General features: G+C 62.2%; 21 protein-coding genes. 4 read left to right on the top strand and 17 right to left on the bottom strand.

The genetic code is table 11. From position 1 onward, the window contains the following. Both gatA and gatC read right to left on the bottom strand, forming a co-directional pair. Entirely contained in the window at positions 1 to 1482 is a 1482-nt protein-coding gene (gene gatA, locus F8A10_RS02240; protein WP_010393060.1) for an Asp-tRNA(Asn)/Glu-tRNA(Gln) amidotransferase subunit GatA, read from the bottom strand. After that, entirely contained in the window at positions 1479 to 1766 is a 288-nt protein-coding gene (gatC, locus tag F8A10_RS02235) for an Asp-tRNA(Asn)/Glu-tRNA(Gln) amidotransferase subunit GatC (RefSeq protein WP_010393062.1), read from the bottom strand. Before gatC ends, gatA begins: the two co-directional genes overlap by 4 nt. Positions 1767 to 1898: 132 nt before the next feature. Here gatC and F8A10_RS02230 point away from each other — a divergent pair, with 132 nt between their 5' ends. Continuing rightward, a complete protein-coding gene (locus tag F8A10_RS02230) occupies positions 1899 to 2591 on the top strand; it encodes a metal-dependent hydrolase (protein ID WP_010393063.1) in 693 nt (230 codons plus the stop codon). On the opposite strand, the gene F8A10_RS02225 is transcribed toward F8A10_RS02230, so the two are convergent. The 14 genes from F8A10_RS02225 to F8A10_RS02160 all read right to left on the bottom strand — a co-directional run bounded on the left by F8A10_RS02225 (position 2588) and on the right by F8A10_RS02160 (position 12602). Then, positions 2588 to 3421, bottom strand: a complete 834-nt coding sequence (locus F8A10_RS02225) for an urea carboxylase-associated family protein (RefSeq protein WP_152366590.1) — start codon at positions 3419 to 3421, stop codon at positions 2588 to 2590. The genes F8A10_RS02230 and F8A10_RS02225 overlap by 4 nt on opposite strands. 147 nt (positions 3422 to 3568) lie before the next feature. Further along, positions 3569 to 3844 carry a hypothetical protein gene (locus F8A10_RS02220; protein WP_152366589.1) on the bottom strand — a complete coding sequence of 92 codons (276 nt, stop codon included), beginning with the start codon at positions 3842 to 3844 and terminating at the stop codon, positions 3569 to 3571. Positions 3845 to 3858: 14 nt separating this feature from the next. Then, complete coding sequence (locus F8A10_RS02215; RefSeq protein WP_010393066.1) at positions 3859 to 4638, bottom strand: succinate dehydrogenase iron-sulfur subunit; 780 nt, start codon at positions 4636 to 4638, stop codon at positions 3859 to 3861. Between the two features lie 9 nt (positions 4639 to 4647). Continuing rightward, positions 4648 to 5502, bottom strand: a complete 855-nt coding sequence (locus tag F8A10_RS02210; protein WP_139824523.1) for a hypothetical protein — start codon at positions 5500 to 5502, stop codon at positions 4648 to 4650. Further along, complete coding sequence (locus tag F8A10_RS02205) at positions 5502 to 5825, bottom strand: hypothetical protein (RefSeq protein ID WP_010393069.1); 324 nt, start codon at positions 5823 to 5825, stop codon at positions 5502 to 5504. The genes F8A10_RS02210 and F8A10_RS02205 overlap by 1 nt, the downstream gene beginning before the upstream one ends. After that, the gene (locus F8A10_RS02200; protein WP_010393070.1) at positions 5825 to 6184 is read right to left on the bottom strand and encodes a hypothetical protein; all 360 of its coding nucleotides are present in this window, start codon (positions 6182 to 6184) and stop codon (positions 5825 to 5827) included. The genes F8A10_RS02205 and F8A10_RS02200 overlap by 1 nt, the downstream gene beginning before the upstream one ends. Beyond that, positions 6184 to 7986, bottom strand: a complete 1803-nt coding sequence (gene sdhA / locus F8A10_RS02195) for a succinate dehydrogenase flavoprotein subunit (protein WP_010393071.1) — start codon at positions 7984 to 7986, stop codon at positions 6184 to 6186. The genes F8A10_RS02200 and sdhA overlap by 1 nt, the downstream gene beginning before the upstream one ends. Before the next feature lie 9 nt (positions 7987 to 7995). Next, positions 7996 to 8385 (bottom strand): succinate dehydrogenase, hydrophobic membrane anchor protein, encoded by a 390-nt coding sequence (gene sdhD, locus F8A10_RS02190; RefSeq protein ID WP_085501316.1) that lies wholly within the window; start codon positions 8383 to 8385, stop codon positions 7996 to 7998. A 16-nt stretch (positions 8386 to 8401) separates the two neighbouring features. Beyond that, positions 8402 to 8794 carry a succinate dehydrogenase, cytochrome b556 subunit gene (sdhC, locus tag F8A10_RS02185; RefSeq protein ID WP_010393073.1) on the bottom strand — a complete coding sequence of 131 codons (393 nt, stop codon included), beginning with the start codon at positions 8792 to 8794 and terminating at the stop codon, positions 8402 to 8404. Between the two features lie 302 nt (positions 8795 to 9096). Continuing rightward, positions 9097 to 10131: a MaoC family dehydratase gene (locus F8A10_RS02180; RefSeq protein ID WP_085501317.1), complete on the bottom strand. Its 1035-nt coding sequence runs from the start codon at positions 10129 to 10131 to the stop codon at positions 9097 to 9099. Between the two features lie 9 nt (positions 10132 to 10140). After that, positions 10141 to 10347, bottom strand: coding sequence for a DUF1737 domain-containing protein (locus tag F8A10_RS02175; RefSeq protein ID WP_010393075.1), 207 nt, complete (start codon positions 10345 to 10347; stop codon positions 10141 to 10143). Positions 10348 to 10362: 15 nt separating this feature from the next. Beyond that, a complete protein-coding gene (locus tag F8A10_RS02170; protein WP_010393076.1) occupies positions 10363 to 10905 on the bottom strand; it encodes an NnrU family protein in 543 nt (180 codons plus the stop codon). A 42-nt stretch (positions 10906 to 10947) separates the two neighbouring features. Next, positions 10948 to 11787, bottom strand: coding sequence for an HpcH/HpaI aldolase/citrate lyase family protein (locus F8A10_RS02165; RefSeq protein WP_010393077.1), 840 nt, complete (start codon positions 11785 to 11787; stop codon positions 10948 to 10950). A gap of 80 nt (positions 11788 to 11867) precedes the next feature. Continuing rightward, entirely contained in the window at positions 11868 to 12602 is a 735-nt protein-coding gene (locus F8A10_RS02160; protein WP_152366588.1) for a sulfite exporter TauE/SafE family protein, read from the bottom strand. A gap of 186 nt (positions 12603 to 12788) precedes the next feature. Here F8A10_RS02160 and mdh point away from each other — a divergent pair, with 186 nt between their 5' ends. Beyond that, positions 12789 to 13751: a malate dehydrogenase gene (mdh, locus tag F8A10_RS02155; RefSeq protein ID WP_010393082.1), complete on the top strand. Its 963-nt coding sequence runs from the start codon at positions 12789 to 12791 to the stop codon at positions 13749 to 13751. A gap of 78 nt (positions 13752 to 13829) precedes the next feature. On the opposite strand, the gene F8A10_RS02150 is transcribed toward mdh, so the two are convergent. After that, a complete protein-coding gene (locus tag F8A10_RS02150; RefSeq protein ID WP_152366587.1) occupies positions 13830 to 16904 on the bottom strand; it encodes a beta strand repeat-containing protein in 3075 nt (1024 codons plus the stop codon). Between the two features lie 329 nt (positions 16905 to 17233). Between F8A10_RS02150 and sucC the strand changes: the two genes are divergently transcribed. Then, on the top strand, positions 17234 to 18427 hold the full coding sequence (gene sucC / locus F8A10_RS02145) for an ADP-forming succinate--CoA ligase subunit beta (RefSeq protein ID WP_010393090.1): 1194 nt from the start codon (positions 17234 to 17236) through the stop codon (positions 18425 to 18427). Positions 18428 to 18431: 4 nt separating this feature from the next. Further along, on the top strand, positions 18432 to 19316 hold the full coding sequence (sucD, locus tag F8A10_RS02140; RefSeq protein WP_085501320.1) for a succinate--CoA ligase subunit alpha: 885 nt from the start codon (positions 18432 to 18434) through the stop codon (positions 19314 to 19316). Positions 19317 to 19343 lie beyond the last annotated feature (27 nt).

Genomic DNA, 19343 nt, shown 5'->3' with positions numbered 1-19343 from the left:
TTACCACCAGCGCGAGGGTTTCGCCGTGAAGCCTGCCGCAGATTCGAGGCTTTGCGCAAGGTTCAACAGGTTGCCCTCATCCCAGGGGCGGCCGATCAGCTGCATGCCAAGCGGCAGGCCCTGACGGTCAAGCCCCACCGGAACCGAAATCCCGGGCAGGCCAGCAAGGTTCACCGTCACTGTAAAGACGTCGTTGAGATACATCTCGACCGGGTCCTTGCCCGACATCTCGCCCAGACCAAAGGCGGCGCTGGGGGTGGCCGGGGTCAGGATTGCGTCGATACCATCGGCAAAGACCTGATCAAAGTCGCGCTTGATCAGCGCGCGTACCTTGCGGGCACGGTTGTAATAGGCGTCGTAAAAGCCCGCGGACAGCACATAAGTGCCGATCATCACCCGGCGCTGCACCTCGGGGCCAAAGCCCTCGGCGCGGCTGCGCTCATACATCTCGACCACGCCGTCACCAGCTTCGAGCCGGGCGCGGTGGCCATAGCGCACGCCGTCGTACCGGGCGAGGTTCGATGAAGCCTCGGCCGGCGCAATGACGTAATAGGCCGGAAGAGCATATTTCGTATGCGGCAGGCTGACATCAACCACCTCGGCCCCCGCATCGCGCAGCATCTCGGCCGCCTTGTTCCACAGGGCGTCAATCTCATCCGACATGCCGTCCATGCGATATTCGCGCGGAATGCCGATGCGACGGCCGCGGATGTCACCGGTCAATGCAGCCTCATAATCCGGGATCGGACGCTCGGCGCTGGTCGAATCCTTGGGGTCGACCGAGGCCATTGCGCCCAGCATGATTGCCGCGTCGCGCACCGTTTTGGTCATGGGGCCCGCCTGATCAAGCGAGCTGGCAAAGGCAATGACGCCCCAGCGGCTGACCCGGCCATAGGTCGGTTTCAACCCTACTGTACCGGTAAAGGCCGCGGGCTGGCGGATCGAGCCGCCGGTATCGGTGCCCGTCGCGGCAAGGCACAGATCTGCAGCCACGGCCGCCGCCGAACCACCCGAAGAGCCGCCCGGCGTCAGTTGCCGGTCATCGACTTTCCAAGGGTTCACCACCGGTCCGTAGCAGGCGCTCTCGTTCGAGGAGCCCATGGCGAATTCGTCCATGCTGAGTTTACCCAGCATGACCGCGCCCGCGTCCCACAGATTCTGGGTCACGGTCGATTCATAGGGCGGCAAAAAGCCCTCCAAGATCCGGCTTGCAGCCTGCGAAGGCACGTCGCGGGTACAGAAAAGATCCTTGATCCCCAACGGGATGCCACACATGGCCGGTGCATCGCCCGCAGCAATGCGGCTGTCGGCAGCGGCAGCCATCTCGCGCGCCTTTTCGGGCGTCTTGTGGCAGTAAGCGTTCAACACTCCGGCCTGCTCGATCGCGTCAAGGCAGGCTTCGGTCAGCTCGGCGCTGGTAAAATCGCCCTTGCGCAGCCCGTCGCGGGCCCCGGCGATGGTCAGTCGGTTCAGATCGGTCATTCCACCACCTTCGGCACGGCAAAGAAGCCCTCACGCGCATCGGGCGCGTTTTTCAGGATCAGGTCCTGCATCTCGCCGTCGGTGACGACATCCTGACGGCGCTTAAGACGCATCGGCTCGACCCCGGTCATCGGCTCGACGCCCTCGACATCGACTTCATTCAGCTGTTCCATGAAATGCAGGATGCCGTTCAGCTCCTGCGCCAGCGCGGGCAGGTCGGCGTCCTTGACCGCAATCCGCGCCAGATGCGCAACCTTGCGGGCTTCGTCCTCGGTGATCGCCATGGGGGCTCCTTTCGCTTGGGCCGGGTTTTACCGGGGCGGCCGGGGCGGGGCAAGCACCCGTGCAGGCGGAACTTTACGCCCGCGACCCGGCTTGGCAGGATGCGGGCCAAGCAACAAGCAAGGAGCCCTTCCATGAAACTGACCTGGCTTGGCCATTCGGGTTTCCGGCTGGAGATCGAAAAGGCCGTGATCCTGATCGACCCCTGGCTGTCCGGCAACCCGATGTTTCCTGCCGACAGGCGTGACGAGGCGATTACCGGCGCAACCCATGTCCTGCTGACCCACGGTCATGGCGACCACACCGGGGATACACTGTCCATCGCACGCGAACTGAAAATCCCGGTCGCCGGCATCTATGACCTGATCAACACCTGGCAGACCCATCAGGGCATTGAAGGTATCGGCTTTAACAAAGGCGGCACGGTCGATCTGGGCGGAGCCCGCGTCACCATGGTCAATGCCGCACATTCCTCGTCCTTCGATGGGAACGAGGGACCGGTCTATGCCGGACATGAGTCGGGCTATATGATCGCGGGCGAGGGCCATGTGATCTATGTTTCAGGCGACACCGACATCATGGCCGACATGGGGTGGATGGGCGAATATCACCAGCCCGACATCGGCATCCTGTCGGCCGGCGGGCATTTCACCATGGATATGGAGCGCGCAGCCTGGGCAGCGCGGAAGTATTTCAACTTCAGGACCGTGATACCCTGCCACTATCGGACCTTCCCGCTGCTGGCACAGGATGCCGAGCCGCTGAAAGCGGGCCTGCCCGGCGTTCAGGTGATCGAGCCTGAGGTCATGCAGCCGATCACCCTTTAAGGCCAGCTGTAACTGCTGGAGCGGGGCTGTTCGCGTACCGTCGGACCAAGCGGCGCAAAGATCTCGACCAGCAGGGGATAGCATGCGGCAGCGTCACTGGAGTGCTCGCTGCCGCAATCGCCGCCCGGACAGGCCGAAAGCCCGCCGATCAGGTCGATTTCGGCATAGAATTCAAGATAGTCTCCGGGACGCACCGGGCTGGTTTTCATGAAATACTGGCCAGTATCGCGGGTAAAACCGGTGCACATGAAAACGTTCAGCACGTCATGCACCAGCGGTTCGGCCTCGTCTCGCGACAGGTTCAGATCGGCCATCAACGCATTGACCAGATTCGAATGGCAGCAATGGTGATAATCCTGCCCGCTAAGCAGCCGGTGCGTATAGGGATCGCAACGTGTACCGATCACGTCATGGACCGAGCCGCCGAATTCATCAATGCCATACCACTCCAGCGTATCCTCGGTCACCGTCGCCATGGGGCGCAGATGCGGAAAGCTGGACCACATCCGGTCCCCGCGCGTCAGATGCGTGCCATGCAGCGCCCGGGTCTTGCCCGAGTAAAAACGCTCACGCGGGTCGGCCGCAGACCACAAATTCAGATCGCCGACCTGCGGCCCTTCGACGCTGGTGATGCGAAAAAAATGGCCGGCAGGGACGTGAAAGCAGCGCGCCTCGCGCGGCGGTACCAGACATTCGCCCGATTTGCGTGCCGTCAGCCGCAGCGTCTGCAGTCCCGGCAGATCCGGGTCAGGCAGCGTCTCGTTGGGATAACAGATCACCGGGCGAACGGCCCGACGGTCGGCGGCATCTTCGGGAATATTGCGGGTCATGCGGCGATGCTAGGAGCGACACCACGATATCGCAACCCTGTTTTGCCACGTATCTTAACAGAAATTTCGTGGCAAAAAGGCGGCATAGAAACGCGCTAGCGGGCGCAATCGCAAGAACTGCACCCAAAGCTGCCGACGGTCCCGGGATCAGGCAGCCTGACGCAGATCAGCTTCCAGCGGCATCGGCGCAAAGCTGAAATAGCCGAACATCTGCTCCAGAACGGCCAGCGCCTCGCGATCCTGGACCTTTTGCGGCTTGCGCGGGGTCAGGGGGGTAACGTTTTCTTGCGTAACGGCAGAGGAGGTCATCTCGGAATCTCCGGATCGTGCTTTGTCCTCCCTGCCAAACAGATAACGCCGCATCGCAGAAAAATCCAGCTCTGCGACGCGGCGTAAATCCGCCATGGCCGTCATGGCAGCCATGATGTCAGGGCAAATCAGACGATCCGATCCACCATCATATGCTTGATCGAGGCAATCGCCTTGGCCGGGTTCAGCCCTTTCGGGCAGGTGTTGGTGCAGTTCATGATCGTGTGACAACGATACAGCTTGAACGGGTCTTCAAGCGCATCCAGCCGCTCGCCCGTGGCTTCATCGCGCGAATCGATGATCCAGCGATAGGCATGCAGCAGCGCCGCCGGGCCAAGATAGCGGTCGCCGTTCCACCAGTAGCTGGGGCACGAGGTCGAGCACGAGGCGCAGAGGATGCACTCATAAAGACCATCAAGCTTTTTGCGGTCTTCGATCGACTGACGCCATTCCTTGTCGGGATTGGGCGTCTCGGTGATCAGATAGGGCTGGACCGAGGCGTGCTGGGCATAGAAATGCGTCAGGTCCGGCACCAGGTCCTTGACCACCGGCATATGCGGCAGCGGGTAGATGTTCACATCGCCCTTGACCTCATCAATGCCGTAGATGCAGGCCAGATGGTTGCCGCCGTCAATGTTCATCGCGCAGGATCCACAGATCCCCTCGCGGCACGAGCGGCGGAAGGTCAGCGTCGGATCAATCTCGTTCTTGATCTTGATCAGCGCATCCAGAATCATCGGGCCGCATTTGTCCAGATCGACGAAATAGGTGTCGATGCGTGGGTTTTCACCGCTGTCCGGATCCCAGCGATAGATGTTGAAGCGGCGGACATTGGTTGCGCCTTCGGGCTTCGGCCAGGTCTTTCCGACCCGCATCCGGCTGTTCTTGGGAAGGGTAAGTTGGACCATTGGGTACTCCTATGAGAGATTTCCTTGCGGCCGAAAATCAGCGTTGAACAAGGGTTGGCAGCGGGTGACGAGCCTTGCGATCTTGGCCCGGGCATGGGGGTTAAGCGGCGCCGCATTGACTTGGCGCATGAATTCCAGCGCCCCGGCGTTGAGCCGCGCCATGACCGGCTGGTCCAGCGGCTCAAGTGCGGCGATTTCTTCGTCCGGCAGGCCAGCGTGGCGCAAAAGACGGCAACCGGGCTTCAGCCGGTGCTCTTCTTCCTCGACCGCGAGGCAAAGCAGGCGATCCGCGCCGATGGCATCCGCAAGGCGCGCAGTCAGATCGTTCCAGCCAGCAATGCCCGCTGTTTCTTGCAGGAACTGGGCATAGGTCCCGGTATAGCCGTCGGTCCTGATCGCCTGGGCCCAGACGCTTTCCAGCCACTGTTCCTGCCGGCGGGTGTAGCAGACAAAGCTCAGATCAAAGCCCTGCGCCTCTTTGACCAGCAACCTCGCGATCCGGGGCAGCATCGGGAACAGCTGCGTCTCGCCCCCATTGCCGGGCATGGCACCTGCCAGGTTCTCATGCGTCAGCAGGACCGGCTGGTCACCCGCGGGCAGAGCGGCCAGAATCCCGGCAAAGGTGCGACGCAGGGCAGCTTCGGTCCCGGCATCGGGGTTAAGGCTAAAGGCAATCGCAGCCCGCCCCAGCGCGCGCGTCTGAATATTGATCAGCTCATTTGCAACGACCAGATGGCGCAGGATCCGGGCAGAATTCAGCTTGATGAAATGATGGAACGCAGTCGAGCCGGTCTTTTGAACCCCGACATGAACGGTCAGCCGGCGCGCGGCGCGCGGCGCCTGGCGACCATCGCCCGCACACATCAGCGCGCCCCCCAACCCGGCTGATCGTAAAGCGGCCGTGTGGGCATCTGGCCCGACCGGCGCAGGACGCATTGGTTAAAGATCTCGGACGGGTCGCGACCCATGATATAGTCCGAGGACATGCCCACCTTGACATAACCGCCGCGCACCCCGTGCGAACCAACGCCGAAGCCAACTTCGGTGCGGGGCGCGCGGGCATCAAGCGCCGCGCTAAGGCAGGCACGCTCGGCCTGTTCGACAGGAATCGGCGCGGTCGCACAGGCGGCCAGCCCCAGCAGTGCCGGGACAAGACCAGGACCCATGCGCAGACCGCGCCGGCTCATCACGCAGTGCCTTTTGCCGCTGCGGCGGCGCTGGCGATACATTGCGACGTCGCGGGCCGGCCGACGATGGCGGCGACCGAATCCCCTGCCCCGGCCGCTCCGGCGGCGGCGATGCTGGCCAGTTCCGCGCTGGTGGCGTTCTGGATCACGCAGTCGGTATAGGGCGCGACATTGGCACCCGGCAGGCGCTTGGCCATCTCGCGGTTGATGACGACGCGCGCAGAAGAGCTGGCCGCCGCATCAGGCGCCGGAGTGGTAACCGGAGGCAGCGGAGCCGGCACCGGCGCCATGCCGGGATTCTGGACCACGCAGCCCGACAGGGCCAACGCGGCAACAGTCAGGATCAGAGGAAGACGCATCAGTAAACCCTCGCTTTGGGTGCGATCTTTTTCAGGTCGATCCCGCCTTCCGCTTGCCTGGTCAAAGGTTCGAGGTGAACGGGCCGATAGGCCAGTTTAACATCGTTGCCTTCGACCCAGGCAAGCGAGTGCTTGCGCCAGTTGGCATCATCCCGCTCGGGGTAGTCCTCATGCGCATGGGCGCCGCGGCTTTCCTTGCGCGCCTCGGCTGCGACGATGGTCGCAAGCGCGTTGGGCATAAGGTTCGTCAGCTCCAGCGTTTCCATCAGGTCGCTGTTCCAGATCAGGCTGCGATCCGTGACCTTCAGGTCGTTCAGCTTGCCCGCGATCACCTGCATCTTGTCGACCCCTTCTGCCAAGGTCTTGTCGGTGCGGAACACGGCTGCATCGGCCTGCATGGTGCGCTGCATCTCAAGCCGCAGCTCGGCGGTTGGCACCGTGCCATTGGCGTGACGGATGCGGTCGAAACGGTCCAGCGCCCGGTCCACGCCCTCTTTGTTCGTGGTCGGGATGGCCGATTTGCGGTCGATCACCTGACCCGCGCGGATCGCGGCAGCCCGGCCAAAGACCACAAGGTCGATGAGCGAGTTCGAGCCCAGCCGGTTCGCGCCATGAACCGAGGCGCAGCCTGCCTCACCCACCGCCATCAGGCCCGGGAAGACCTGATCGGGATTTTCGGCGGTCGGGTTCAGCACCTCGCCCCAATAGTTGGTCGGAATGCCACCCATATTATAGTGAACCGTCGGCAAGATCGGGATCGGCTCACGCGTGACATCGACACCGGCAAAGATCTTGGCCGATTCGCTGATGCCCGGCAGACGCTCGGCCAGGCTTTCCGGCGGCAGGTGCATCAGGTTCAGATACATATGATCCTTATGCGGACCAACGCCGCGGCCTTCGCGGATCTCGATGGTGATGCAGCGCGAAACCACGTCGCGGCTGGCAAGGTCCTTATAGGTCGGAGCGTAACGCTCCATGAACCGCTCACCCTCGCTGTTGGTCAGATAGCCGCCCTCACCGCGTGCACCCTCGGTGATCAGGCAGCCCGAACCATAGATGCCGGTCGGGTGGAACTGCACGAATTCCATATCCTGCAGCGGCAGACCCGCGCGGGCCACCATGCCGCCACCGTCGCCGGTGCAGGTGTGGGCCGAGGTAGCGCTGAAATAGGCGCGGCCATAGCCACCGGTCGCCAGCACGACCATCTTGGCGTTAAAGACGTGAATGGTCCCGTCATCAAGCTTCCAGCACACGACGCCAGTGCAGGCGCCATCGGTGATGATCAGGTCCAGCGCGAAATATTCGATAAAGAATTCCGCCTTTTCCTTCAGCGACTGGCCGTAAAGCGTGTGCAGGATGGCGTGGCCGGTGCGGTCGGCCGCGGCACAGGTGCGCTGCACGGGCGGACCTTCGCCGAACTCAGTGGTGTGACCGCCAAAGGGGCGCTGATAGATCTTGCCCTCTTCGGTGCGGCTGAAGGGAACACCATAGTGTTCCAGCTCATAAACGGCCTTGGGAGCCTCGCGCGCGAGGTACTCCATCGCGTCAGTGTCGCCCAGCCAGTCCGAGCCCTTGACGGTGTCATACATGTGCCACTGCCAATGGTCGGGACCCATGTTCGACAGGCTGGCAGCGATGCCGCCCTGCGCGGCGACCGTATGCGAGCGGGTCGGAAAGACCTTGGTCACGCAGGCGGTGCGCAGACCCTGTTCAGCCATGCCCAGCGTCGCGCGCAGGCCCGCGCCGCCGGCGCCCACGACCACCACGTCATATTCGTGCGTTTCGTATTTGTAAGCAGCCATTGCGGAACCTCAGACGACGACGATCGCGCCCAGACCCATCCGGGCCAGCGCATAAACGGCGGCAGCGATGACCGCCCAGCCGAAAATGATTGAAATGATGATGGCAGCCTTGCGCGCGCCACCCCGGAAATAGTCGTCGATCATGATCCGGGTGCCTTTGATAAAGTGGATCATGCCCACGACAACAAAGAGCGCGGTGATGACGGCGGGGAAGGGCCGGCCGAAATAGGCCAGAAGCTGATCTTGCGACAGGCCGATGGCGCGGGCCACCACGATCATGAACAGCGGGGTCAGCACGGCCAGCGCCACGGCCGAAACCGTCATGGCCCAGTGGTGCTGGGTGCCCTCGTGCGCCGAGCCAAGACCCTCGGCGGTTTTGCGGGGAGTAAGATAACGCATGATCCCTGCCCTTTCCTCAGAACGCGAAAAAGACGATCAGCGTCAGCACGGCCAGCACGACCGAACCGGCGATCAGCGCCTGACTGGATTTCTTGGCCTGCTCGATCTCAAGACCGTAGCCGGCGTCGTAGAACAGGTGACGCAACCCGGCGAGCAGGTGATACCACAATGCCCACATCGAGCCGGTCAGGATGATAAAGCCAAGCCAGGACCGCACCACCCAGTCTGCGCAGGCAAAGGCGCCGGGCGAGGTGACGGCGGCGACCAGCCACCAGACGATCAGCACGATCCCCGCGACCAGCGCATGGCCGGTGATGCGGGTCATGATCGAGGTGATTGCGGCGAGGGGCAGGCGATAGACCTGCAAATGTGGTGACAATGGCCGGTTGCCCCGGTTGACGTCAGCCATGATGCGCTCTCCTGCGTTCAGGCCCCGCACGCAACGGCTGGCGGCGAGGGCTGGCCGAAATTGGGTTTGCTTTTAGCCGCCTTGTCGCATCTGTCACGGGTGGATGCCATACATAAGACGGATATCGGACAGATTTTCCGCTTTTGTGATCACGCACATGCCAGCCGTGATCACAGACCCGTCATATTCGCCGGCATGATTGCGGTATCAGTACGGACTCGTTCGATTTCCCCGGATAACCGAGGATTTTGGTCATGCTCAGGCCGGTCCGACAACGATTCGCGCACCGGCCTGCAAGGCGCTCATTTGGGCATCAGCGCCCAGTAATCGAGGTCCAGAAGCACCTGAGGCGCGTATTTTCCATCCGCGCCGCGCAAAGCGTGATCACCAGCCTCGCTCTTATGCGCGACAAGCCGCAATCGGATCGCGCCAACGCCGGGGGCCGGGGTATCGGCCTTGTCCAGAACCTCGGACCAGGCGCGGATCGTGTCCCCCGCGAAACAGGGGTTGGCATGGGCACCGCCGTTCAGCGCCACGATCATCTGAGCATTGGCCAGCCCGTTGAAGCTGAGCGCACGCGCCATGCTGATGACATGGCCGCCATAGATCAGCCGCCGCCCGTCATCGCGGAAAGTGGCGTCGAAATGCACCTTGGCGGTGTTCTGCCACAGCCGGGTGGCAAGCATATGCTCGGCCTCTTCGATGGTGACACCATCGACATGGTCGATAATTTCGCCGGTCTGATAGTCGCCCCAGCGATGCGGCTCACCCGCAAGCTCGAAATCATAGTTCTGGAAATCCAGCCCCTCGGGCACGACCAGATCATCAGGCGCGACGGATTTCGCCAGATCGGGCACCACCGCATCTGGTGCCGCGGCCCCGGTATCGCCTTTGCGCACCATGACCCAGCGCACATATTCCAGCACCACCTCGTCATGCTGGTTCAGGCCACGGGTGCGGACCCAGACCACACCAGATTTGCCGTTCGAGTTCTCCTTGAGCCCGATCACCTCGGATTCCGAACGCAGCGTGTCGCCCGGCCGCACCGGCCGGAGGAAGCGCCCCTCGGCATAGCCGAGATTCGCCACCGCATTCAGGCTGATATCAGGCACCGTTTTGCCAAAGACGATGTGAAACGTAATCAGATCGTCCAGCGGGCTTGCCCCCAATCCGCAAGCCGCCGCAAACTCATCCGAGGAATATAGTGCATGCCGCGCGGGATAAAGCGCGTGATACAGCGCCCGCTCGCCCGCCGTGACCGTGCGCGGCACGGCATGGCGGATCACCTGCCCGACGCGGTAATCCTCGAAGAAGCGACCCGGATTGGTCTTGCTCATGTTGGCTCCCTATTGCTGGCCCAGCTTCATCTGGGGGTGATACTCGGTCTCGATCTCCTTGGTGACTGCCTGGGCGCAACGCATCACGCCGCGCGAGGCGTCAAAGGCATAGGAGGGATCGCCATACAGCTCCCACCCTTTGGACAGGGCCTCGCTGACCTTGTGGCAAAAGGCCGAGGTGTCATCTTCGGTCAGCAGGCGATAGATTTTCGGCATGTCAGCCCCCAAAGCTCAGTTTCCGAACGGGTTGTAGCCCAGCCAGCTGTGGATCAGCCCCACGACCAGCATGACGACGATGGCGCCCACGACCGCCATGATCTCTTTGCGCGGAGGAAAGGGGCCAGCGGGCGGGATCCAGCCCGGCTCATCCCGGTTGATGACCACGATCTGGACCAGCGCCCAGATGAAAAGCCCGCCAAACAGGACAAAGCTGGGCAGATCGCCGTTCGGCAGCAGATGCGCAAAAGCCCATAGCGCAAAGCCGGTCAATTGCGGGTGACGGATGTGGCGGGTGATGCGCGTCTTCATCCCCGATGCGGCGAAAAGGTAGAATGCCGCCAGCACGAGCAGGTTGTTGATGCCCTTGAGAGGTGCACTTGCCCCCCACCAATAAGGGCCGTCAGCAAGGCGGTAGCCAAGCACCATCAGCACCACCGACAACAGCAGTGCCCCCGCCACCGCGCCACGGCCAAGCCGTTCGCGCAGGGGCGGAGCGAGCCGCTTAAGAAGATGCGCCACCCACCAAAGCGCCACGCCAAGTATCAGGATAAACATCTGGCTTGTTCCTCTGCTGGATGTAATGGCGCTACCCTGCCATCACCCCGCGAGTTCGGCAATCGCAGCCGCCTTGGCCAAAGTGGCGCGGGCGGTCTCGACATGCAGATTCTCGACGATCCGGCCATCGACCACCGCGACGCCCTTGCCCTGCGCCTTGGCCTCTTCAAACGCGTCAATCTGACGGCGCGCCAGCTCTACCTCGGCCTCTGAGGGGGCAAAGACTTCATTGGCAATGGCAAGCTGCGCCGGGTGAATCAGGGTCTTGCCGTCGAAACCCATGTCGCGGCCCTGCGCGCATTCCGCGCGCAGCCCCTCTTCGTCCTTGAAGGCGTTAAAGACGCCATCCACGATCACCCGGCCATGCGCCCGCGCAGCCAGAAGACACAGGCCCAGCCCGGCCATCATGGGCAGGCGGTCGGCGCGGAAACGGCTGTTCAGTTCCTTGGCCAGATCGTTGGTCCCCATGACCATGCCTTGCAGGCGCGGATGGGCGGCGATCCGGGCGGCATTAAGCATGCCCTCGGCCGTCTCCATCATCGCCCACAGCGGGGTTTCGGGCACCAGTGCCGCCACCCGATCCAGATCGGCGCTGCGGCTGACCTTGGGCACCAGCACCGCGTCGGCGCCCAAGGCAAAGGCGCGGGCGTCATCCTCGCCCCATTCGGTATCAAGCCCGTTGATGCGTACGATTCGCGCCCGACCGCCGTAATCAGCCTGCAGGGCCTGTGACAGCAGCCCACGCGCACCAACCTTTTCTGCGGGCGCCACTGCGTCCTCAAGGTCAAAGATGATCGCATCGGCGGCCAGCGTCTGGGCCTTTTCCATCGCCCGAACATTGGCGGCGGGAATGTACAGCACGGAACGATAAGGACGGGTCATCTGGGCCTCGCGTAATAATCTTGCGCGAACCTGCCCGGAAAGGAAGCGAATCGCAAGCCTCGATTTGCCGCAGTGCAGCGTCAGATGCCGTCCCAGATCAGCCTGGCCGAAACCAGCATCAGCGCCCAGGTGATAAAGCTGTAGAAAACGCGCGGCGACATGCGCCGCACCAGCCATAGCCCGATCAGGACACCGATGATTCCCGGCACCATCAGCACGGCGGCGATCGACAGGTTATGCGCCGAAAGCTGTCCAAGCAGCGCATAAGGAATCAGCTTAACCGCGTTGCAGATGGCGAAAAAGATCGTCGTCGTGCCGGCATAGGTCATCGGCGTCATACGCAGCGGTTGGGCATAGACCTGATAGGGTGCGGCCCCGGAATGCGACACAAAGCTGGTATAGCCCGAGACCATGCCCCAAAGGGTACCTGCCCCCCAGCGCGGCGGCCGCGCACTGCCATCGACCGGGCTGCGCAACAGCGCGTTCAGTGCGAATGTCAGGCCGATAAGCCCGACGATCAGGCCGACCTGCGCGTCATTGACGTGATGCGCCGTGGCCCAGCCCAGCCCGATGCCGGTGATCGCCCCCGGCACCAGCGTCCACAACACCCTCGCATCGAAATTGCGGCGAAAGGCAATCAGCCCGCCGATATCCGAGATGACATAGACCGGCAGCAGAATCCCCGCTGCCTGCACCGGCGACATGACCAGCGACAGCAGCGGGACTGAAATCGTACCGACCATCGACAATCCGCCCTTGGCCATTCCGATAGACAAGGCAGCAATGACCGCCAGCACCCAGCCCAAGATTTCCATCGACGCGCTCCGTTGTCGCTTAACGCCGGGTTAATCCAGCGCCGCGCGGTCGGCAATGCGGGGCAAGCATTTCATGTTAGCGATTGACAGCGGACGATTCTGCATTCTGTCCACAGGCAAGGCTTGCGATTCTCATCCCGAGGGACTACGCCACCGCCCGAACCATCATGGAAATCGGAGGTTATCATGGCCCGACCCAAGATCGCACTTATCGGTGCGGGACAGATCGGCGGCACGCTCGCACATCTGGCCGCGATGAAGGAACTGGGCGATGTCGTCCTGTTTGACATCGCCGAGGGCACTCCTCAGGGCAAGGCGCTGGACATCGCGGAATCGGGTCCGTCCGAGGGCTTTGACGCCGTGCTCAAGGGCACCAATGATTACGCCGACATCGCCGGCGCTGATGTCTGCATCGTGACCGCCGGCGTGCCGCGCAAGCCCGGCATGAGCCGCGACGACCTGCTGGGCATCAACCTCAAGGTCATGAAATCGGTGGGCGAAGGCATCAAGCAGCACGCCCCGAACGCCTTTGTCATCTGCATCACCAACCCGCTCGACGCCATGGTCTGGGCGCTGCGCCAGTTTAGCGGCCTGCCCCACGAGAAAGTCGTCGGCATGGCCGGTGTGCTTGATTCGGCGCGCTTCCGCCACTTCCTGTCGCTGGAATTCGGCGTCTCGATGCGCGACGTGACCGCATTCGTGCTGGGTGGCCATGGCGATACCATGGTGCCGCTGGCCCGCTATTCGACCGTCGCCGGTATCCCGCTGCCCGATCTGGTCAAGATGGGCTGGACCACGCAGGAAAAACTGGATGCCATCATCCAGCGCACCCGTGACGGCGGCGCCGAAATCGTCGGCCTGCTGAAGACCGGCTCGGCCTTCTACGCCCCCGCCACCTCGGCCATCGAGATGGCAGAGGCCTATCTGAAGGACCAAAAGCGCGTCCTGCCCTGCGCAGCCTATGTGAAAGATGCCTACGGTCTTGACGGTCTCTATGTCGGCGTGCCGACCGTGATCGGTGCCAAGGGGATCGAACGCGTCATCGACATCACCCTGAACAAAGACGAGCAAGCGATGTTCGACAAGTCGGTTGATGCGGTGAAAGGCCTCGTGACCGCCTGCAAGGGCATCGACCCCACGCTGGCCTGATCAGGCCAATCGCACATAGCGGCCATTCCGGCCGCACGGAAAAACCCCGCGGACGCGTCCCGCGGGGTTTCTTGTTTATCAGACGAACACGAAGTCCGAAGCGTCCAGCAGACCGCTGTTGATCCCGGTCAGCGTGACCGTGGTGCCGCCAAAGCTGACCACGGTATTGGAACCAGACTGGGTGATGGTCAGGTCATCAAAGCTGTCGTAACGCTCACCATCATAGGTGCCCGCAACGATCCGGATCACGTCAGAGCCATTCTGCCAGTCGCTGATCCGGTCAGCATTGTCACGAACCGAGAAGACAAAGACATCCGCGCCGGAACCGCCGGACAGAACGTCATTGCCGGCCCCGCCCGTCAGCGTGTCGTTGCCGGTACCGCCAAGCAGCCGATCGTTGCCGGTGCCGCCGATCAGCTGGTCGTTGCCAGCACCGCCGCTGACCGTGTCATTGCCTGCACCTGCGTTCAGGACGTTATTCGCCCCGCTGCCGGTCAGGCTGTCACTGTAACGAGAGCCGCGGATGTTCTCGATGCTGCTCAGTACATCGGTACCATAGCCGCCGCCGATGGCCTGCGCGCTGGTCGAACCGAGGTTAACCTTGATGCCGGACGTGGCGCCGTCATACAGCGCGGTATCGATCCCGGTTCCGCCATCCAGCGTATCGTTGCCAGTGCCGCCGTTAAGATAGTCATTGCCCGAGCCGCCAATCAGCCGGTCATTGCCGGCACCGCCGCTGAGCGTATCATTGCCCGCACCGGCGTTCAGGACGTTATTCCCCCCGCTGCCGGTCAGGCTGTCGCTGTAGCGCGAACCGCGGACATTCTCGATGCTGCTCAGCACATCGGTACCATAGCCGCCGCCGATAGCCTGCGCCTTGGTCGAGCCCAGGTTGACGGTAACAGCACTGGTAGCCCCATCGTAAAGCACCGTATCCGTGCCGGTTCCACCTTCCAGAGTATCATTGCCGGTACCACCGTTAAGGTAGTCATTGCCCGAGCCACCGATCAGCCGGTCATTGCCGGCACCGCCGCTGAGCGTATCATTGCCCGCACCGGCGTTCAGGACGTTATTCCCCCCGCTGCCGGTCAGGCTGTCGCTGTAGCGCGAACCGCGGACATTCTCGATGCTGCTCAGCACATCGGTCCCGTAGCCACCGCCAATCGCCTGCGCCTTGGTCGAGCCGAGGTTGACTGTGACAGCACTCGTCGCGCCATCATAGAGCACGGTGTCCGAGCCGGTGCTACCATCCAGCGTATCGTTGCCGGTACCGCCGTTAAGGTAGTCATTACCAGCGCCGCCAATCAGCCGGTCATTGCCGGCACCACCGCTGAGCGTGTCATTGCCCGCACCGGCGTTCAGGATGTTATTCCCTCCGCTGCCGGTCAGGCTGTCGTTGTAGCGTGAGCCACGAACATTCTCGATGCCGGTCAGCACGTCTGTGCCCTGACCGCCACCGATCGCCTGCGCACTGGCAGAACCCAAGTTGACCTTCACTCCGCCGGTCGCGCTGTCATAAAGCGCGGTATCCGTGCCAGCGCCGCCTTCCAGCGTATCGTTGCCAGTGCCACCCTTAAGGTAGTCATTGCCGTCGCCACCGATCAACCGGTCATTGCCGGCACCACCGCTGAGCGTGTCATTGCCCGCACCGGCGTTCAGGACGTTGCTGGCCCCGCTGCCGGTCAGGCTGTCGCTGTAGCGCGAGCCGCGGACATGCTCGATGCTGGTCAGCACGTCGGTGCCCTGACCGCCGCCAATGGCTTGTGCGCTGGTTGAGCCCAGATTGACCCTTACTCCACTTGTGGCCCCATCATAAAGAGCGGTGTCGGAGCCGGTACCGCCATCCAGAGTATCGTTACCAGTGCCGCCGATCAGCACATCATTGCCACTGCCGCCAATCAGCTGGTCGTTGCCGGCCTCGCCCCGCAGCGTATCGTTGCCAGCACCGCCATCGACTGCGTCATTGCCGGAATAGCCGATGAAACTGTCGTTGCCATCGTGCATGTAAAAGCGGTCGTAGCTGCTGGTATAGGTGATGCCGCTGATATTGAACGTATCGTTCGCGCCAGTGCCCTGAATGCTGTAGATCGAGAAATCCAGCGTCTCGGTGCTGATCACATTGGCGCTGGTCAACTGCAGGTTCGAGACAGTCACATTGCTGGTCAGGCGGATCCGGTCATCGCCGTCTCCGCCATTATAGATATCGTAGCCAATATCCGTGCCGCCGATCTGGAACGTGTCGTTGCCGCTGCCGCCGATCAGATGGTCGTTGCCGCCACCTCCGGTCAGGACGTCATTGCCGGCACCACCGTTGAGCGTATCGTTGCCAGCACCGCCATCGACCGAGTCGTTGCCGGAATAGCCGACGAAACTGTCGTTGCCGTCATACAGGTAGAACCAGTCGTAGCTGCTGGTATAGGTGATGCCGCTGATGTTGAACGTATCGTTCGCGCCAGTGCCCTGAATGCTGTAGATCGAGAAATCCAGCGTCTCAGTGCTGATCACATTGGCGCTGGTCAACTGGAGGTTCGAGACAGTCACATTGCTGGTCAGACGGATCCGGTCATCGCCGTCTCCGCCATTATAGATATCGTAGCCAATATCCGTGCCGCCGATCTGGAACGTGTCGTTGCCGCTGCCGCCGATCAGATGGTCGTTGCCGCCACCTCCGGTCAGGACGTCATTGCCGGCACCACCGTTGAGCGTATCGTTGCCAGCACCGCCATCGACCGAGTCGTTGCCGGAATAGCCGACGAAACTGTCGTTGCCGTCATACAGGTAGAACCAGTCGTAGCTGCTGGTATAGGTGATGCCGCTGATGTTGAACGTATCGTTCGCGCCAGTGCCCTGAATGCTGTAGATCGAGAAATCCAGCGTCTCGGTGCTGATCACATTGGCGCTGGTCAACTGGAGGTTCGAGACGGTCAAATTGCCGTTCAGGCGGATCCGGTCAGCACCGTCGCCGCCGTCAAAAATGTCTGTCCCCGGGCTGGTACCACCGATCAGGAATGTGTCGTCGCCAGAGCCGCCGCGCAGCGTATCGTTACCACTGCCGCCGGTGATGACATCATTGCCAGCAAGTCCGTTAATCACGTCGGCGTCTGGAGTACCCGTCAGGGTATCCGCACCATCGGTGCCGTTAATGGTCGCCATGGTAATATCTCTCAGTATAGATCATCAAATGACGTCTGACCAAAAACCACCGGCCAAGAGATGTCAAAAGAAATCAATTTTGCCGATTTTGTCTGACTCTCACCCCGAACGCATCCCCGCGCGACCTGGAAGCGAAACGGTGCGCGGCCGCACCACGATGACGCGACGGCAGGGGCTGGCTGCCAGCAGTTTTGTGATCGCAGCCTCAAGAGGTGTGATCACAAAAGGCGGAAAGCAGCTCATTTTATGCAACTCGGCCTGTATAGGGCTTTGGCGCCGACGCGGAATGTGGCACAAGCCCGGCCAACCGACAACTGCGGGGAAGCACGATGAACATCCATGAATACCAGGCCAAGGCGCTGCTGCGCCAGTACGGCGCGCCGGTTTCCGACGGGCGGGTGGTGATGAAGGCCGACGAGGCCAAGGCGGCGGCGGGGGAACTCGACGGCCCGCTCTGGGTCGTGAAGGCGCAGATTCATGCCGGCGGCCGTGGCAAGGGTCACTTCAAGGAAAAAGAGGCCGGTGAAAAGGGCGGCGTCCGTCTGGCGAAATCGGTCGAGGAGGCCGAAGAGCTGACCCGTCAGATGCTGGGCCGCACCCTCGTCACCCATCAGACGGGTGAGGCCGGCAAGCAGGTCAACCGCATCTATATCGAGGACGGCAGCGACATCGAGCGCGAGCTGTATCTCGCGCTTCTGGTTGATCGCGGCAGCTCGCGCATCAGCTTCGTCGCCTCGACCGAAGGCGGCATGGATATCGAAGAGGTCGCGGCCTCGACCCCCGAAAAGATCGTCAGCTTCAGCGTCGATCCGGCGACTGGCCTTTCGGATTTCCACGGCCGCCGCGTGGCCTTTGCCCTTGGCCTCAAGGGTGCGCAGGTCAAGCAATGCGTCCAGCTGGTCAAGAACCTGTATCGCCTGTTCCTTGAAAAGGACATGGAGATGCTGGAGATCAACCCGCTGATCGTGATGAAAGACGGCAATCTCAAGTGCCTCGACGCCAAGATGGGCTTTGACAACAACGCCCTCTACCGCCAGCCCGACGTCCTCGCGCTGCGCGACGAGACCGAAGAGGATCCCAAGGAACTCGCTGCATCCAAGTTCGACCTGAACTACATCGCGCTGGATGGCGAAATCGGCTGCATGGTGAATGGCGCCGGTCTGGCCATGGCCACCATGGACATCATCAAGCTGTTCGGCGCCGAGCCCGCGAACTTCCTCGACGTTGGTGGCGGCGCCACCAAAGAGAAAGTGACCGAGGCATTCAAGATCATCACCTCGGACCCGAACGTCAAAGGCATTCTGGTCAACATCTTTGGCGGCATCATGCGTTGCGACATCATCGCCGAAGGCATCATCGCCGCGGTGAAGGAAGTCGGGCTGCAAGTGCCTCTGGTCGTGCGGCTTGAAGGCACCAACGTCGAGCTGGGCAAGCAAATCATCCGCGACTCGGGCCTGAATGTGATCCCGGCCGACGACCTGTCGGATGCGGCTCAGAAGATCGTGAAAGCGGTGAAAGGATAAGAAGATGGCCGTTCTCGTCAACAAAGCCACCAAAGTCATCTGCCAGGGGATCACCGGTTCTCAGGGCACCTTCCACACCGAACAGGCGATCGCCTATGGCACGCAGATGGTCGGCGGCGTGACCCCGGGCAAGGGCGGCACCGAGCATCTGGGCCTGCCGGTCTTTGACTCGGTCCACGAAGCCGTGGCCAAAACCGGCGCCGATGCCACGGTGATTTATGTCCCGCCGCCCTTCGCGGCCGACTCGATCCTTGAAGCGATCGACGCAGAAATCCCGCTGATCGTCTGCATCACCGAGGGTATCCCGGTCCTCGACATGATGAAGGTCAAGCGCGCGCTGAGCGACAGCAAATCGCGCCTGATCGGCCCGAACTGCCCCGGCATCCTGACCCCCGGCGAATGCAAGATCGGCATTATGCCCGGCTCGATCTTCTCGCGCGGTTCGGTCGGCGTCGTGTCGCGCTCGGGCACGCTGACCTATGAGGCGGTCAAGCAGACCTCGGATGTCGGCCTTGGCCAGTCCACCGCTGTCGGCATCGGCGGCGACCCGATCAAGGGCCTGGACCATATCGACGTGCTGCAGATGTTCCTCGACGACCCTGAGACCGAGTCGATCATCATGATCGGTGAGATCGGTGGTTCGGCCGAAGAAGAGGCCGCCGAGTTCCTGGCCGAGCAAAAGCGCAAAGGCAAATGGAAGCCGACCGCTGGCTTTATTGCTGGCCGCACCGCTCCGAAGGGCCGCCGCATGGGTCATGCCGGCGCCATCGTCTCGGGCGGCAAGGGTGACGCGGAATCGAAGATCGAGGCCATGAAATCGGCCGGGATCATCGTTGCTGACAGCCCCGCCGGTCTGGGCGACGCCGTTCTGAAAGCGATCGGCCGCTGACCTGACCGCAAGGGCTTTTGACTTGGG

Source organism: Paracoccus kondratievae (assembly GCF_009301415.1).
Lineage (GTDB): Bacteria > Pseudomonadota > Alphaproteobacteria > Rhodobacterales > Rhodobacteraceae > Paracoccus > Paracoccus kondratievae.
The sequence above is the reverse complement of the archived record's forward strand: the minus strand, read 5'-3'. Positions and strand labels throughout refer to the sequence as shown.